At 75.0% G+C, this 16,431-nt stretch carries 14 protein-coding genes; 8 read left to right on the top strand and 6 right to left on the bottom strand.

The window, feature by feature from the left end; translation table 11 throughout:
- Window positions 1-63: 63 nt before the first annotated feature.
- From panC to OG550_RS16345, 4 genes are all read right to left on the bottom strand, one after another.
- The gene (panC, locus tag OG550_RS16360) at window positions 64-969 is read right to left on the bottom strand and encodes a pantoate--beta-alanine ligase (protein WP_327678203.1); all 906 of its coding nucleotides are present in this window, start codon (window positions 967-969) and stop codon (window positions 64-66) included.
- Window positions 969-1,934, bottom strand: a complete 966-nt coding sequence (locus tag OG550_RS16355; protein ID WP_327678202.1) for a Rossmann-like and DUF2520 domain-containing protein — start codon at window positions 1,932-1,934, stop codon at window positions 969-971. Before OG550_RS16355 ends, panC begins: the two co-directional genes overlap by 1 nt.
- Window positions 1,935-2,094: 160 nt before the next feature.
- On the bottom strand, window positions 2,095-2,784 hold the full coding sequence (locus tag OG550_RS16350; RefSeq protein WP_327678200.1) for a response regulator transcription factor: 690 nt from the start codon (window positions 2,782-2,784) through the stop codon (window positions 2,095-2,097).
- 70 nt (window positions 2,785-2,854) lie between these two features.
- Window positions 2,855-4,087 (bottom strand): sensor histidine kinase, encoded by a 1,233-nt coding sequence (locus OG550_RS16345; protein ID WP_327678198.1) that lies wholly within the window; start codon window positions 4,085-4,087, stop codon window positions 2,855-2,857.
- A 138-nt stretch (window positions 4,088-4,225) separates the two neighbouring features.
- Between OG550_RS16345 and OG550_RS16340 the strand changes: the two genes are divergently transcribed.
- Window positions 4,226-5,284: an SAM-dependent methyltransferase gene (locus OG550_RS16340; RefSeq protein WP_327678196.1), complete on the top strand. Its 1,059-nt coding sequence runs from the start codon at window positions 4,226-4,228 to the stop codon at window positions 5,282-5,284.
- A complete protein-coding gene (locus OG550_RS16335; RefSeq protein ID WP_327678195.1) occupies window positions 5,281-6,450 on the top strand; it encodes an NADH-quinone oxidoreductase subunit D in 1,170 nt (389 codons plus the stop codon). The genes OG550_RS16340 and OG550_RS16335 overlap by 4 nt, the downstream gene beginning before the upstream one ends.
- Window positions 6,451-6,547: 97 nt before the next feature.
- On the opposite strand, the gene OG550_RS16330 is transcribed toward OG550_RS16335, so the two are convergent.
- Window positions 6,548-7,471, bottom strand: coding sequence for a hypothetical protein (locus OG550_RS16330; RefSeq protein WP_327678194.1), 924 nt, complete (start codon window positions 7,469-7,471; stop codon window positions 6,548-6,550).
- 180 nt (window positions 7,472-7,651) lie between these two features.
- Here OG550_RS16330 and OG550_RS16325 point away from each other — a divergent pair, with 180 nt between their 5' ends.
- From OG550_RS16325 to OG550_RS16300, 6 genes are all read left to right on the top strand, one after another.
- Window positions 7,652-8,632, top strand: a complete 981-nt coding sequence (locus OG550_RS16325) for a glycerophosphodiester phosphodiesterase (RefSeq protein WP_327678192.1) — start codon at window positions 7,652-7,654, stop codon at window positions 8,630-8,632.
- 182 nt (window positions 8,633-8,814) lie between these two features.
- Window positions 8,815-9,777, top strand: a complete 963-nt coding sequence (locus tag OG550_RS16320) for a Ppx/GppA phosphatase family protein (protein WP_327678190.1) — start codon at window positions 8,815-8,817, stop codon at window positions 9,775-9,777.
- A gap of 937 nt (window positions 9,778-10,714) precedes the next feature.
- Entirely contained in the window at window positions 10,715-11,542 is an 828-nt protein-coding gene (locus tag OG550_RS16315) for a sugar phosphate isomerase/epimerase family protein (RefSeq protein ID WP_442906155.1), read from the top strand.
- A 30-nt stretch (window positions 11,543-11,572) separates the two neighbouring features.
- Entirely contained in the window at window positions 11,573-12,343 is a 771-nt protein-coding gene (locus tag OG550_RS16310; protein WP_327678188.1) for a class I SAM-dependent methyltransferase, read from the top strand.
- A 173-nt stretch (window positions 12,344-12,516) separates the two neighbouring features.
- On the top strand, window positions 12,517-14,361 hold the full coding sequence (ilvD, locus tag OG550_RS16305; RefSeq protein ID WP_327678187.1) for a dihydroxy-acid dehydratase: 1,845 nt from the start codon (window positions 12,517-12,519) through the stop codon (window positions 14,359-14,361).
- A 124-nt stretch (window positions 14,362-14,485) separates the two neighbouring features.
- Window positions 14,486-15,031 (top strand): hypothetical protein, encoded by a 546-nt coding sequence (locus OG550_RS16300; protein ID WP_327678185.1) that lies wholly within the window; start codon window positions 14,486-14,488, stop codon window positions 15,029-15,031.
- Window positions 15,032-15,059: 28 nt separating this feature from the next.
- Here OG550_RS16300 and OG550_RS16295 read toward each other — a convergent pair whose 3' ends face one another.
- Complete coding sequence (locus OG550_RS16295) at window positions 15,060-16,361, bottom strand: SCO2583/SCO2584 N-terminal domain-containing protein (protein ID WP_327678183.1); 1,302 nt, start codon at window positions 16,359-16,361, stop codon at window positions 15,060-15,062.
- Window positions 16,362-16,431 lie beyond the last annotated feature (70 nt).

Genomic DNA, 16,431 nt, shown 5'->3' with positions numbered 1-16,431 from the left:
GCTGCCGGACGATTCTGCGGGAAAGTCGCCGATCCGCCCAGGGGCGGACCGGGGGGAACCGTCTCAGCGGCAGATGACGTGGACGTTGTCGATCAGGCGGGTCGGGCCCACCTTCGCGGCGACGGCCAGCACCGCCTCGCCCTGGAAGTCGTCCGGCGCCTCGGTGAAGGAGAGCGGGTCGAGCAGGGCGAGGTAGTCGGGCTCGACGCCGTCGGCGGCGTCGAGCACGGCCGAGGCCGCCTCGCGCACGGCCTTCGGGCCCTGCGCGGCGACGTCGCGGCCGGCGAACAGCGCCTTGGAGAGGGCGAGCGCCTGCTCGCGCTCCCCGGCGGAGAGGAAGCGGTTGCGGGAGGACAGCGCCAGGCCGTCCTCCTCGCGGACGGTCGGCACGCCGACCACCTCGACGTCGAAGTCGAGGTCGGCCACCATCCGCCGGACGATCGCCAGCTGCTGGGCGTCCTTCTCGCCGAAGAACGCGAAGTCCGGGTCGGTGATGTGCAGCAGCTTGGCGACGACGGTCAGCATCCCGTCGAAGTGGCCGGGGCGGGTGGCGCCCTCGTAGCGCTCGCCCATCGGACCTGCGGTCAGCCGCACCTGCGGCTCGCCGTTCGGGTAGACCTCGTCGACGGACGGCGCGAAGACCACGTCGGCGCCGTTCGCCTCGGCGAGCTTCACGTCCTCGTCCAGGGTGCGCGGGTAGCGCTCCAGGTCCTCGCCGGCGCCGAACTGCAGCGGGTTGACGAAGACCGTGACGGCGACCCGGCCGTCCCGGCCGACCTGCCGGCGGGCGGCGCGGACGAGCGCGGCGTGGCCCTCGTGCAGGGCGCCCATGGTCATCACGACCGCGTTGTCGACCGGCTGCTCGTCCGGCCAGAACGCGGCCTCGAACTCGTCGACGGTGTGCGTGACCACGGCCCGGTGGACCTTGGGGGCGCGCTGGACCTTGCCCGGCTGCTTGCCGCGTGCCATTACTGGTTCTCCTCGTTCAGTACGTCCAGCAGCGACGCCGCCGACGCTTCGTCGATCGTCCCGTGCGCGAGTGCCCGCTGGGCGGTGGCGCGGGCCATCGCCCGGTACGCGGCCGGGATGTCCGGGGACACCGTACTGAGCTGCGCCAGGTGGCGCCGTACGGTGCCGGTGTCGCCCCTGGCGACCGGGCCGGTCAGGGCCGCGTCACCGGAGCGCAGGGAGTTGTCGAGGGCGGCGCCGAGCAGCGGGCCGAGCATCCGGCCGGGCTCGGCGACGCCGGCCGTGCGGAGCAGTTCGAGGGCCTGCGCGACCAGGGTGACCAGGTGGTTGGCACCGTGCGCGAGGGCCGTGTGGTAGATCGCCCGGACGCCCTCGGGCACCCACTCGGGTTCGCCGCCCATCTCCACCACCAGGGCCTCGGCGACCGGGCGCAGCTCCTCGGGGGCGGTCACCCCGAACGGGCAGCCGGCCAGCCGGGCCAGGTCGACGGAGGTGCCGGTGAAGGTCATCGCGGGGTGCAGCGCGAGCGGCAGCGCGCCCGCCCGGGTGGCCGGCTCCAGCACGGCCACGCCGTGCGCGCCGGAGGTGTGCACCAGCAGCTGGCCGGGGCGGACGGCGCCGGTGGAGGCGAGGCCGGCCACCAGGTCGGCCAGTGCGTCGTCGGGGACGGTGAGCAGGACGAGGTCGGCGGCGGCCAGCACCTGCGGCGGGGAGACGATCCGCACGCCGGGCAGCAGCGTCTCGGCGCGGCGCCGGGAGGCGGCGGAGACGCCGGACGCGGCGACCACCTTGTGGCCGGCGAGCTGCAGGGCGGCGCCGAGCGCGGGGCCGACCCGGCCGGTGCCGACCACGCCGACGGCCAGCCGGGCGGGGCGGTTGCCGGGGTCGGCCGGGTCGCCGAAGCCGTCGGCGAGGGGCGCGAACGCGGCGGATTCGTCGGGGAAGGCGCTGTCGGACGTGCTCACGGCTCGGCCCTGGTCCTCACTCTCCGTTCCGGTCCTCCTCGGGTACCGGACGTACCGGCCCATTCTACGGGCGGCGGGGAGGTCCCGGTCGGGGCGGTCCCGGTCCGACCGGTCGGTCGGTGCGGGTGGCGCGGTCGGTCGGCGCGGGTGGTCGGCGCGGTCAGTCCGTGGCGCCGGCCCGGATCAGGCCCGCCTCGTACGCGAGGACCACCGCCTGCACCCGGTCCCGCAGGCCGAGCTTGGCCAGGATCCGGCCGACGTGGGTCTTCACGGTGGCCTCCGAGAGGACCAGCCGGGCCGCGATCTCCCCGTTCGAGAGGCCCTGCGCGACCAGCAGGAACACCTCGCGCTCGCGCTCGGTGAGCGGACCCAGGGTGTCCCTGCCCGGTCCGCTCTGCGGGGTCGGCAGCACCTCGGCGAACCGGTCGATCATGCGGCGGGTGGTGGTCGGGGCGACCACGGCGTCCCCGCCGTGCACCGCGCGGATCGCCGCCACCAGCTCGGTCGGCGGCACGTCCTTGAGCAGGAAGCCGCTGGCGCCCGCCTTGAGCGCGGCGAAGGCGTACTCGTCGAGGTCGAAGGTGGTGAGGATGAGCACGTGCGGGGCGTCCGGCAGCGGGCTGCCGTCCTCCGCCAGGCAGATCCGGCGGGTCGCCTGCACGCCGTCCAGCCGCGGCATCCGGACGTCCATCAGGATCACGTCCACCGCCGTGTGCCGGAGCTTCTCCAGGGCCTGGGCGCCGTCCCCGGCCTCGGCGGCGATCTCGATGTCACCCTGCGACTGCAGGATCATCCGGAATCCGGTGCGCAGCAGCTCCTGGTCGTCGACCAGCATCACGCGGATGGTCAAGGTGGCTCCTAGTTCCTCGATGAGGCGACGGGGTGGGGACGGGGAGGCCGGGTCGTGGCCGGGGCAGCGGCTAGTGGGCCGCCTTGAGCGGGAGGACGGCGCGGATCCGGAAGCCGCCGCCGGGGCGGGGCCCGATGTCGAGGCTGCCGCTGACCATACCGACCCGCTCGCGCATGCCGATCAGCCCGTGGCCCTGGCCGTCGGTGCCGCCGGCGGCCAGCTGCTCGTCGGTGGAGCCGCGGCCGTCGTCCTCGACCAGCACGGCCAGCTCGCGCTCGCCGAAGTCGACCGCGACCCGGGCGTGCACGTCCGGGCCGCCGTGCTTGCGGACGTTGGTCAGCGCCTCCTGGACGATCCGGTAGACCGTCAGCTCCACGCCCCGGGGCAGCTCGCGCGGCGAGCCCGAGGTGGCGAAGTCCACCTGGAGCCCGGCCGTGCGGCACTGGTCCAGCAGGTCCGGCAGCTCCTCGACGCCCGGCTGCGGCACGTACTCCTCGGCCTTGGTGTCGGCGGTGCGCAGCACGCCCAGCAGCCGGCGCATCTCGACCAGCGCCTGGCGGCCGGTGGAGGCGATCGTCCCCAGCGCCTCCTTGGCCTGCTGCGGCGAGTTGTCGAGCACGTAGGCGGCGCCGTCGGCCTGCACGATCATCACCGAGACGTTGTGCGCGACCACGTCGTGCAGCTCGCGGGCGATCCGGGCGCGCTCGGCGGCCACCGCCACCTTGGCCTGGGCGTCGCGTTCGCGCTCCAGCCGGGCCGCGCGGTCCTCCAGCTCGACGAGGTAGGCGCGCCGCACCCGGGTCAGCCGGCCCCACGCCCAGCAGAGGATGAAGGGGGTCGTCATCAGCGCCGCGATGAACAGCGAGGCGGGGACCGAGTAGGACTCGTGCTGGACCTCGCCGAGGTCGTCGACGGTGGTCTGCTTCGGTGCCATCTCCCAGAACACCAGCGGGCCGGCCAGCAGCCCCGCGGTCAGGGCCAGCCGGGACGTCCAGGGCCGGCCGAACGCGGCACCCGTGTAGGCGAACACCAGGTAGGAGATGCTGGAGATCGCCGGGTTGACGCCGAGTGCCACCTGGGTCACGCCGATCGCGGCGGCTGCGGTCACCGTGGCGTCGGGCCAGCGGCGGCGGACCACCATCAGCAGCGGCAGGACGACGGCGATCGCGAAGTGGACGCCGAACCGCCAGTCGTCGTTGCCGCTCCCGTTCTCCGGCAGGATCCCGAGGAAGAGCACCAACGCGGCCCAGGCGGAGTCGACCACCATGGGGTGACGGCGGAGCCAGGCGTTGAGTCGATGCACGACTCAAGCGTAGGCAGTCGCGGAGTGTGTCCAGGTCCGCCGGGAGGGCGATCCCTCCTACTCCCTAGGTCGGAGAGCCCGCAGTGCCGATGCCGTACCCGGCCGGGAGGGCGCCGGCCGGGTGTAGCGTCCCGGCGCATGAGCTGGATGCGGTGGGCGACCGCGATGGAACGGGCCCTGTACGACCCCGACGGCGGGTTCTACCGCAGGCCGGAGGGCCCCGCCGGGCACTTCCGCACCTCGGTGCACGCCTCGCCGCTGTTCGCCCGGGCGGTGGCCCGGCTGCTCCTGGAGGTCGACGCGGCCCTCGGCCGTCCGGAGGAGCTGGCCCTGGTGGACGTCGGGGCCGGGCGGGGCGAACTGCTCGCGGGCGTCCTGGCCGCCCTGCCGGACTCCGGGCCGGACGCGGTCCGTGACCGGCTGCGCCCGTACGCGGTGGAGCTCGCCGACCGCCCGGCCGCCGCTCCGTCCACAGGCCTGTGGACGGAGCGGGCGTGGGCGGACGTCGTGTGGACGGACCGGGTGCCGCGCGGCGTCACCGGACTGCTGTTCGCCAACGAGTGGCTCGACAACGTGCCGCTGGACACCGGCGAGGCCGACGGGGACGGGGTGCTCCGCTACGTCGAGGTGGAGACCTCGACCGGCGCGGAACGCCTCGGCGAGCCGGTCTCCGCCGCGGACGCCGCCTGGGCCGCCCGCTGGTGGCCCGCGGAACGCCCCGGGGACGTCGTGGAGTTCGGCGGCCCGCGGGACGCGGCCTGGGCGCACGCGGTGGCCGGGCTGGACCGCGGGCTGGCCGTCGCCGTCGACTACGCGCACACCGCCGGGCGCCGTCCCCCGCTCGCCACCCGAACCGGCTTCCGGGCCGGTCGCGAGGTGCCCCCGGTGCCGGACGGCTCCTGCGACGTCACCGCGCACGTCGCGCTGGACGCGGCCGCCGTGCCCGGTCTCCACAGCCTGTGGACGACGCAGCGCGACGCGCTCCGGGCGCTCGGCGTCAGCGGCGCCCGGCCCGCGCTGGCGCTGGCCTCCACCGACCCGGTCGCCTACCTGAGGGCGCTCGGCGGTGCGGGCGAGGGCGCCGAGCTGACCGACCCGGCCGGCCTCGGCGGGTTCGGGTGGCTCTCGCAGACCGTCCGCATGCCGGTACCGCGGAGCCTGGAGCCGCTGCCGGGATGGCAGACTCTGACCCCATGAGGGAGACCACGGTCGGCATCGGGGCGGGCGCCGAGAACTTCACGGGCGGGGCGGGCAGCACCGACATGGTGCTCAACATCGGCCCGCAGCACCCCGCGACCCACGGTGTGCTGCGCCTGAAGCTGGTGCTGGACGGCGAGCGGATCGTCACCGCCGAGCCGGTCATCGGCTACATGCACCGGGGCGCGGAGAAGCTCTTCGAGGCCCGGGACTACCGGCAGATCATCATGCTGGCCAACCGGCACGACTGGCTCTCCGCCTTCGCCAACGAACTGGGCGTGGTGCTCGGCGTCGAGCGGATGCTCGGCATGGAGGTGCCCGAGCGCGCGGTCTGGATCCGCACCCTGCTCGCCGAGCTCAACCGGGTCCTCAACCACCTGATGTTCCTCGGGTCCTACCCGCTGGAGCTCGGCGGCATCACCCCGATCTTCCACGCCTTCACCGGCCGCGAGGACCTCCAGCACGTGCTGGAGGAGGCCTCCGGCGGGCGCATGCACTACATGTTCAACCGGGTCGGCGGACTCAAGGAGGACCTGCCGGCCGGCTGGCTCGGCCGGGTCCGGGCCGCCGTCGCCACCGTCCGCTCCCAGCTGCCGGTCTTCGAGGACCTGGTGCTGGGCAACGAGATCTTCCGCGCCCGCACCGCCGGCGTCGGCGTGCTCACCAGGGCCCAGGCCGAGGCGTACGGCGTCAGCGGGCCGATCGCCCGCGCCAGCGGCCTCGACTTCGACCTGCGCCGCGACGAGCCCTACCTCGCGTACGGCTCCGAGGAGCTGCGGCAGGTGCTGACCGTGGTCACCCGCGAGGAGGGCGACTGCCTGGCCCGCTTCGAGTGCCTGCTGGAGCAGACCGTCAACGCGCTGGACCTCGCCGACGCCTGCCTCGACAAGCTGGCCCTGCTGGCCCCCGGCCCGGTCAACCTGCGGCTGCCCAAGGTGCTCAAGGCCCCGGAGGGCAGCACCTACGCCTGGACGGAGAACCCGCTCGGCGTCAACGGCTACTACCTCGTGTCGCGCGGCGACAAGACGCCGTGGCGGCTGAAGCTGCGCTCGGCGTCGTTCAACAACATCCAGGCGCTGACGGAACTGCTGCCGGGGACGCTGGTCGCGGACATGGTGGCGATCCTGGGGTCGATGTTCTTCGTGGTCGGCGACATCGACAAGTAGCCGGACGGGCCCCGGTCCGGGGCCCGCGGCGGCCGCCGGGCCCGGTCGGACGGCCCGGTCCGACCGCCCGGCAGTCCGACGGCCCGGCCCCGGGGTGCTACTTCTTCGTCTTCTTCGCCGGGTCGGCCGGGTGCGGGGCCACCTTGCGGTCGCCCTTGGTCGCGATCCGCTGCTCGCAGAGCCCGGCCAGCACCTCGTACCCGGCCGGGCCCATCAGCTCGGTCAGCTCGGGGCGGTAGCTGACGTACACCGGGTCGGGGCCCTGGTGCGCGTCGGGGCTGCCGGTGCACCACCAGTGCAGGTCGTGGCCGCCCGGGCCCCAGCCGCGCCGGTCGTACTCGCCGATGGTGACCTGGAGGTAGCGGGTGTCGTCCGGGCGGTCGATCCAGTCGTAGGTGCGGCGGACCGGCAGCTGCCAGCAGACGTCCGGCTTGGTCTCCAGCGGCTCGCGGCCCTCCTTGAGCGCCAGGGTGTGCAGCGCGCAGCCGGCGCCGCCGGCGAAGCCGGGGCCGTTGAGGAAGAGGCAGGCGCCGTTGATCCGGCGGGTCTGCCGGTCGCCGTCCTCGTCGAACATGGTGATGCCGCCGTCGAGCCTGATCCGGCCCTTGGCGTCGGTGCCGTGCTCGAAGTTCTCCCAGATCTCCGGGGTGAGCCGGGCGGCGTGGCCGGCGACGCGCTTCTCGTCGTCCTTGTCCGAGTAGTGCGCGCCCAGGGTGCAGCAGCCGTCGGACTCGCCGCGGCCCTCGCGGATGCCCTGGCAGCCCTTGCCGAAGATGCACGACCAGCGCGAGGTCAGCCAGGTCAGGTCGCAGCGGAAGACCTGCTCCTCGTCGTCCGGGTCGGCGAACTCGACCCAGGCGCGCGGGAAGTCCAGCCCCACCTCCGGGCGGAGCCGGGCACCGGGGTCGGTGCCCGCGTCGGGGCCGGCTTCGGAGCGGAGGGTCGGCATCGCGAGGTCGACGGTGGTCGGACCGCCGGCCTTGGGCTTGGTCTTCTTCTTGGACGTCTCTGCTGCTGCCACCCGGCAAGGGTAGAGCCTTCCCGGAGCTCCGAACCGCCCGTGGCCGGGGGCTTTACGGCGATTTCACCGGCCGGTGGCCGGACGGGACCGGCCCCGACCCGCCGTACGGGCCGGGGGACCGCGCACGTGGCCCGCCCGCCGGTGTGCGTGCGCACGGCGGAGTTTTGGCATGCTGACTCCGTGTCGGCAGATCCGCAGCGCCAGTGCGCAGTGACCACCCCGCCCCGCCCCGCCCGGACGGCCTCCCGCGCCGTCCTCGCCGCCTTCGCCGCCCTCCCGGCCCTCGCCCTGCTCGTCGGCGCCGTCCCGGGCCGCACCCTCGACGCACCCGCGGCCACCGCTCCCACCGCGGCCACCGCTTCCACCGGCGCCCCCGGCACCGGCCCGCGGGCCCGGCCGGCCGCCGTCCGGACCGGCTGCGGCGCACCGCTGGTGATCGGCCACCGGGGCGCACCGCTCGACGCCGCCGAGAACACCATGGCCGCCTTCGAGACGGCCCTCCGCCAGGGCGCCGACTGGCTGGAGACCGACGTCCGGACCACGCGGGACGGCGTGCCGGTGCTCATGCACGATGCCACGGTGGACCGGACCACCGACGGCAGGGGGGCGGTCGCCGAGCTGACCGCCGCTCGGGTCGCGGGGCTGCGGGTGACCGTCGGCCCCGGCCGGGCCGAGCCGGTGCCCACCCTGGAGGACCTGCTCCGGAGGCTCTCCGGCAGCGGCGTCACGCTGCTGATGGAGATCAAGTGGCAGCGGGCCGAGGACGTCGAGCGGATCGCCCGGCTGGCGGCCGGCAGCGGCGCCCCGGTCCGCCTGTACTCCTTCTCCGTCGAGCACCTGCGGCAGGCGCACGCCGTCGCGCCCGGGCTCCCGGTGGTGCTGGTCCAGGGCGCCGGGATGGCCGAGGACCCGGCGGGCCTGCCGCTGCGCGGCATCGCCCTGGACCGCACGCTGGCCACCGCCGACCGGATCGCCGCCGAGCACCGGCGCGGACGCGAGGTGTACGTCTGGGTCCTGGACGACGAGGAGTCCTGGCGGCTGATGGCGGGGCGGGGCGCCGACGGGCTGATCACGGACGCCGCCGGCCGGGCTCGGAGCTGGGCCGACGCCGACTGCCGCGCGGGCGGCCGGGCGGGCGGCCGGGCGGAGCCCACCGGCTGAGCGGCCGCCCCGCCGTGCCGCTGCGCGGCCGCCGATCACCGCCGACCTGCACCGCCGCTGCACCGCCGCTGTACCGCCGATCACCGCCGACCTGCACCGTTGCCGACCGGCACCCGTCGGACCAGCACGAATACCGACGCGACCGGTCTCCTCGACCCCCGGATCGCGTAGCGTGGAGCGTTATGCGACTCGGTGTTCTCGACGTAGGTTCCAACACGGTCCACTTCCTCGTGGTGGACGCCCATCCGGGCGCCGCCCCGCTGCCCGCCTACTCCCACAAGGCCGAGCTGCGGCTCGCCGAACTCCTCGACGAGCAGGGCGCGATCAGCGAACCCGGCGTGGACAAGCTGATCGGCATGGTCGCCTCCTCGCTGCGGGTCGCCGAGGACAAGGGCGTCGTCGACATACTGCCGTTCGCCACCTCCGCCGTCCGCGAGGCCGTCAACGGCGAGGAGGTGCTGCGCCGGGTCGCCGAGGAGACCGGCGTCGAGCTGCGGGTGCTCTCCGGCCAGGACGAGGCCCGGCTCACCTTCCTGGCCGTCCGGCGCTGGTTCGGCTGGTCCTCCGGCCGACTGCTCAACCTCGACATCGGCGGCGGCTCGCTGGAGATCGCCTGCGGCCTGGACGAGCAGCCCGACGTGGCCTGTTCGCTGCCGCTCGGCGCCGGCCGGCTGACCGGCCGCTGGCTGCCCGGCGACGTCGCCGACCCCGAGGAGCTGCGCGGGCTCAGACGCCACATCCGGGCCGAGATCGCGACCGTCGTCGGCGAGATCTCCCGGCTCGGGCCCCCCGACCACGCCGTCGCCACCTCGAAGACCTTCAAGCAGCTCGCCCGGATGACCGGCGCCGCTCCGGCCGACGCCGGCCCGTACGCCGACCGCCGGCTCACCCGCAGCAACCTCTCCGCCTGGCTGCCCCGGCTCTCCGCGATGACCGCCGCCGAACGGGCGCAGATCCCGGGGGTCTCCGAGGGGCGCGCCAAGCAGCTGCTGGCCGGTGCGCTGGTGGCGGACGCCGCGATGGACCTGTTCGGCCTGGAGGAGCTGGACGTCTGTCCCTGGGCCCTGCGGGAGGGGATCATCCTGCGCCGCCTGGACGCCATGGACGGCTCCGCCGACCGCCGTCGGCCCGCCCTCACCCCCTGACGGGCCGTCCTCGCCCCCGGCGTCCGGTTACCCCGCCCGGACGGCCCGGCGCGCGGCCCGCCCGCGCGCCCGCCGACCGGCTCCCCGTTCCGGGCGCGGTCCGCTTACGCTGTCTCCCGTGGCGCAACCAGCGGACGAGGACGGTACGCGGGAGGGCCGCGCTCCCGAGGACGGGCAGTCGCGGCCGGACGCCCCGCGCCGCGCCCGCCGCCGGTCCGGCTCCGGGCCGGACGGGCCGGACGCCGCCGCGGACCCCGCGGGCACGGCCGCCGCGGACACCCCGGCCGCGGACACTCCGGCGGACCGGGGCAGCGCCGGGAACCCCGGGGCCCCCGCCCGCACCCGCAAGCCGGGCAAGGCGGTGAAGGGCGTCCGGGCGGCCAAGGAGGCCGCCGGCGGGGTCGCCGAGAAGGCGGCCCGGAAGGCCGCGAAGCAGACCGCGGGCAGGACGGCCAGGCGGTCCCCCCGTCAGACGGCCGAGTCCGGTGCCGAGACCGTGGCCGCCCAGCACCCAGTCGCCGAGTCCGAGTCCGAGTCCGCGACCGGGCCCGCCGCGCCGACGGCGGCCAGGCTCGGGGCCGAGCCCGCCGCCCGCGCGACCACCCGGCAGAAGGCGGGCCGGACGACGGGCCGGACCGCCGGAACGGCCGCGCCGGGGCCCGCCGCGCAGGCCGCGGACACCGCCGAGGCCTCGAACGCGGCGAAGAGCACGCCGGACTCGAAGGAGTCGGAGGAGTCGAAGGACACCGGGGGCGTGCGAGCGGGGAAGGGCACCCGGCGCGCCCGCACCACCCCCACCCCCACCCCCGGGCCCGCCCGCGGCACCCGCACCGCCCGGGCCGCCGGCGCCGCCAAGGCCGCCGTCCAGTCGGTGAAGTCGGTCAAGGCCGCCCGCCAGGCCGCCGCCCGCCCGCCGCTGCTGCGCACCACCGACCGCCTGGTGCTGCCCCCGCACCCGACCCTGCACATCCCGGACACCAAGGTCGCCCTCTCCACCGCCTCGGTCTACCCGGCGAACACCGCCGTCGGCTTCGAGCTGGCCGCGAAGCTGGGCTACGACGGTGTCGAGGTGATGGTCTGGAACGACCCGGTCAGCCAGGACATCGAGGCGCTGCGCCGGCTCTCCGACGCCCACGGCATGCCGATCCTCGCCGTGCACGCGCCGTGCCTGCTGATCACCCAGCGGGTCTGGACCACGGACCCGTGGACCAAGCTGGTCCGGGCCCGTGCGGCCGCCGAGAAGCTCGGCGCGAGCGCGGTCGTCGTCCACCCGCCGTTCCGTTGGCAGCGGCAGTACGCGCGGGAGTTCGTCGAGGGCATCGACCGGATGGCGGGGGAGACGGACGTCCGGTTCGCCGTCGAGAACATGTACCCGTGGCGCTACCGCGACCGGGAGATGCTGGCGTACGCGCCGGGCTGGGACGTCACGGAGGAGGAGTACCGGCACTTCACCATCGACCTGTCGCACGCCGCCACCTCCCGGATCGACGCGCTCGCCATGGTCGAGCGGATGGGCGACCGGCTCGCCCACATCCACCTCGCCGACGGCTCCGGCTCCGGCAAGGACGAGCACCTGATCCCGGGCCGGGGCAAGCAGCCCTGCGCCGAGCTGCTCGAACACCTCGCCCGGACGGGCTTCGACGGTCACGTGGTGCTGGAGGTCAACACCCGGCGGTCGGCGTCGCCCGCCGAACGGGAGGCCGATCTCGCCGAGGCGCTGGCCTTCACCCGCTTGCACCTGGCCACCCCTGCGCGCGTACGCTGAGCACACGAACGGCCTTGCACAGGGGGAGACATGACGGTCAGGAAGAACGTCCGGGAGCTCGCCGCCTCCTTCGGCGGGGTGGCGGCCGAGTACGACCGCGCGCGGCCGTCCTACCCGGACGAGCTGTTCGACGAGCTGGAGCGGCTGTCCGGACGGAGCCTGAAGGGCGCCCGGGTGCTGGACGTCGGCGCCGGCACCGGCATCGCCACCCGGCTGCTGGCCGGTCGGGGGGCGGACGTGGTCGCGGTCGAACCCAGTGACGGCATGGCCGCCCGGTTCCTGGTCGGCAGCCCCGGCCTGCCGCTGGTCCGGGGCACCGGTGACGAGCTGCCCTTCCACGACGACTCCGCGGACTTCGTCACGTACGCGCAGGCCTTCCACTGGACGGACCCCGCGCGGTCGGTCCCCGAGGCGATCCGGGTGCTGCGGCCGGGCGGCGCCCTGGCCACCTGGTGGAACGTGAAGGACGGCAGCGTCCCGTGGGTGCGTGCGCTGGGCGAGCGGCTCTCCGCCGCGCTGGGCGAGACCTACCACGGCTACGGCGCCGTCAACGAGATCACCGGCCACCTCGCCCCCCACGACCTGCGGGTCGGCTCCGCCACACTGCGCTGGGAGCGCCGGGTCACCGTCGACCACGTGATCACCGACCTGACCTCGCGCTCCTACCTCGCGGCCCTCACCCCCGAGCAGCGCGCGCCGCTGCTGGCCGTCGAACGCGAGGCGCTGCTGGCCGAGTTCCCGGACGGCTGGGTCGTCGAGCCGTACGTGCTGGACCTCACGGTGGCCGTCACCCCGGCCTGACCGCACCGCGGAGGCGGTGCCCGGCCGCCCCGCGCCCGGCGCGGTGCCCGCTGACCGCATCGCGGACGCGACGTCCGCCGCCCGGAGGGCGGGCGTAGGCTCGACGGACACAGTGGCCCCGCACCCTCCTACCGAGCGGGGCCGCGAGTCAGCCTCCGAAGGAGTGGAGCACAGTGCCCGAGCTGAGGTCCCGTACGGTCACCCACGGTCGCAACATGGCAGGCGCCCGGGCGCTTCTCCGGGCGGCCGGCGTAGCCCGCGAGGACTTCGGCAAGCCGATCATCGCGGTCGCCAACTCCTTCACCGAGTTCGTCCCCGGCCACACCCACCTGCAGCCGGTGGGCCGGATCGTCTCCGAGGCGATCAAGCAGGCGGGCGGCATCCCGCGCGAGTTCAACACCATCGCGGTGGACGACGGCATCGCGATGGGCCACGGCGGCATGCTCTACTCGCTGCCCTCGCGCGACCTGATCGCCGACTCGGTCGAGTACATGGTCAACGCGCACTGCGCCGACGCGCTGATCTGCATCTCCAACTGCGACAAGATCACCCCGGGCATGCTGATGGCCGCGCTGCGCCTCGACATCCCGACCGTCTTCGTCTCCGGCGGCCCGATGGAGGCCGGCAAGGCCACCCTGGTCGACGGCACCGTGCGCAAGCTCGACCTGGTCGACGCCATCTCCCAGGCGGTCAACGAGAACGTGTCCGACGAGGACATCGCGATCATCGAGGAGAACGCCTGCCCGACCTGCGGGTCCTGCTCGGGCATGTTCACCGCCAACTCGATGAACTGCCTCACCGAGGCGATCGGCCTCTCGCTGCCCGGCAACGGCTCCGTCCTCGCCACCCACACCGCCCGCCGCGCCCTCTACGAGGCGGCCGGCCGCACCATCGTCGACATCACCGAGCGGCACTACCACCAGGACGACCACTCGCTCCTGCCGCGCGCCATCGCCACCCGCGCCGCCTTCGAGAACGCCATGGCCCTCGACATCGCCATGGGCGGCTCCACCAACACCATCCTGCACCTGCTCGCCGCCGCCCAGGAGGCCGAGCTGGACTTCGACATGCGGGCCATCGACGCGGTCTCCCGCCGGGTGCCCTGCCTCTCCAAGGTCGCGCCGAACGGCTCGTACTACATGGAGGACGTCCACCGGGCCGGCGGCATCCCCGCCATCCTCGGTGAGCTCTACCGCGGCGGTCTCCTCAACGAGGACGTCCACACCGTCCACTCCGCCTCGCTCGACGAGTGGCTGAAGACCTGGGACGTGCGCGGCGGCTCCCCGTCCGACGAGGCCGTCGAGCTGTGGCACGCCGCCCCCGGCTGCGTCCGCTCCTCCGAGGCCTTCTCCCAGTCGGAGCGCTGGGAGAGCCTGGACACCGACGCCGCTCGGGGCTGCATCCGCAGCGTCGAGCACGCCTACTCCGTCGAGGGCGGCCTCGCCGTGCTGTACGGCAACCTCGCCGAGGACGGCTGCATCGTGAAGACGGCCGGCGTCGACGAGTCGATCTGGACCTTCAGCGGTCCGGCCGTGGTCGTCGAGTCCCAGGAGGACGCGGTCGAGGCGATCCTCGCCAAGCGGATCAAGGAGGGCGACGTCGTCGTCATCCGCTACGAGGGACCCAAGGGCGGCCCGGGCATGCAGGAGATGCTCTACCCGACCTCGTTCCTCAAGGGCCGCGGCCTCGGCAAGGCCTGCGCGCTGGTCACCGACGGCCGCTTCTCCGGCGGCACCTCCGGCCTGTCGATCGGGCACGCCTCCCCGGAGGCGGCGTCGGGCGGCACGATCGCCCTGGTCGAGGACGGCGACGTGATCGCCATCGACATCCCCGGCCGGACGATCTCCCTGGAGGTCTCCCCGGAGGAGCTGCAGGAGCGCCGGGCGAAGCTGGAGGCCGCGGGCGGCTACCGGCCGAAGAACCGCGAGCGCAAGGTCAGCCAGGCCCTGCGGGCGTACGCCGCGATGGCCACCTCCGCCGACAAGGGCGCCGTCCGGGACGTCGGCAAGCTCGGCTGACGCCGCCCGGAGGCCGCAGGCCCGGCCTCCGGGCCGCCCGCGCGGCCCGCGCACCACGAGGAGCCGTCCCGCCCACCGGGACGGCTCCTCCGCCGTTCCGGGTCGCCGGGTGATAATCGGCCGTGTGACCGAGGAAACCGCCCCCGCCCCCCAGCCCGCCGGCGACCGCACGCCCGCCGGCGCCCCCGAGCCGGAGCCGATCCGCTGGTTCGGCACCAGCTGGGTCGACCGCGGCGGCGACTACCGGATCCGCCGGGTCCTGGTGCCGGTCGGCGCCCTGCTCGCCGCCGCGGCCGCCGCCTTCGTGCTGCGCCTCGCCGTCGACGGCATCCGGCTCTCCGACAACGGCGGCTTCCTCAACGTCCTGCTGGTCGCCGCCGTCGCGGTCTGCTCGCTGCTCTCGGCGATGCGCACCTGGAAGGTGCTCGGCGAGGGCAAGGACCGGCTGACCGGCTGGATGGCCGAGGAGAAGTCGCTCGGCGTGGTCTGGATCATCGGCGGGGTCGGGGCCCTGCTCGCCTACTTCGTCCGCAGCCTGACCGAGGCGCCCGGCGAGGCCGTCCGGCGGGCCGACCACGAGCGGGCGCTGGCCCGGTACGAGCGCCGGCAGTCCGGCCGCGGCGGCCGGCCCGGCACGAAGGCGCCGGGCCGGGCCAAGCGCAGGCGCTGACGCCCGCGCGGGCGGCGACCGCCGGAGGTCAGCTGCGGGTGACCGTCCCGCAGGAGCCGTCGGACCGCGGTTCGCGGCTCTGGTCGTACGGGTCCCGGGCCGGGCCGGTGGCGCCCTGGTCGGGGCTTTCGAGCGGCGCGAACTGGGCGAACTGCGGGTGGTAGTAGCCGTCGTACGCGCCGCACTCGCTGTTGCCGATCGACGACGTGCGCTGCTCGAAGTAGATCTTCCCCGGTTCGACGTCGTACCTGGCCGGGGCGTGGAAGCGGAAGGTGTCCACCCGTCGCACGACGGTCCGGGCGGTCCAGGTGTCCCCGGCCACGTCGGCCGCGGGGGTGAGCAGGCCGACCGGCTTCACCGCGCCACCGTCCGTCGCGGGCGGCGTCCGGCCGTCCGACGGACGCGGCGGCGCCGAGGGCTTCGGCGCGGCGGCGCGCTTGGCGGCGTCCGGGCCCGGACGCAGCGGGTACACGTAGATGAAGTCGGTGCGCACCAGCACACCCTGCTCGCCGTCGCCCTCGACGCTGATCCGGCCCTGGAGCCGGTAGGTGTCGCCGACCGGCACCGCGTCGCGTCCGTCGAAGCGGCTGAACCAGGTGGTGGGGTCGTGCTCGGCGGAGGGCCGGGCGAGCGCCTTCTCGGCGGAGGCCAGGGTGTCCGGGGAGAGCAGGGCGAGTGCCGCCTCGGGGCGGCCGCCGGCCACCGTCCCCGGATCGAGGTTGGCCGCGGCCAGGTACTGCTTGACCAGCTTGACCTGGCCGGCGACCTGCTCGGCGGTGAAGACCCCGACGGCCGTCGGGGCCTCCTTGGGCTCGAACCCGGCGATGCCGGTCGGCCAGCCCTCCGCCGGGGACCCGGCCCACGGGTGGTCGACGGTCGGCTGGTCGGGGGCGACGGGCTGCGCGGGTGCGGCGGTGCCGGAGCCGAACCGGTCCGAGTACCAGGACCGCAGGCCGTCGACGTTCAGCGCGGCGAGCACCAGCACGACGGCGAGCACCACGAGCACCGGTGCCCGCCACTCCGGTCGGCGGCGCGGGCGGGAGCTGCCCCAGGCGTCGACCGGCTTCGGCCCGCGGCCGAACCGCTTCCGGGGCCGCGGTCCGTCGTTCACCGAGCGGCGGCCGCCGGGGTCGACCGGCGGGGTGTGCTTCCACTGGGCGGCGAGCATCCGGGTGCGGCCCGTCTGCTCCTTCACGGAGGCGCCCCTGATGAACTCCTCGTCGAGGACGAGGTCGGCGAACGGGTCCTTCCCGTCCTCCCCGGACGGGGCGGGCCCGTCCTGCTTCCCGCCCTCGTGCGGGCGCGGTTCTGGATCTTCGGCGATCGGCATCGCGCCAGTATGCCGACGGGGGGTGACAGCCGTTCGATCGGGGCCACACCGTTCGGTGAACGGGGGCCCG

Source organism: Kitasatospora sp. NBC_00458 (genome assembly GCF_036013975.1).
GTDB lineage: Bacteria > Actinomycetota > Actinomycetes > Streptomycetales > Streptomycetaceae > Kitasatospora.
Note: the sequence above shows the minus strand (reverse complement) of the source record. Positions and strands in the feature narration are given on the sequence as shown.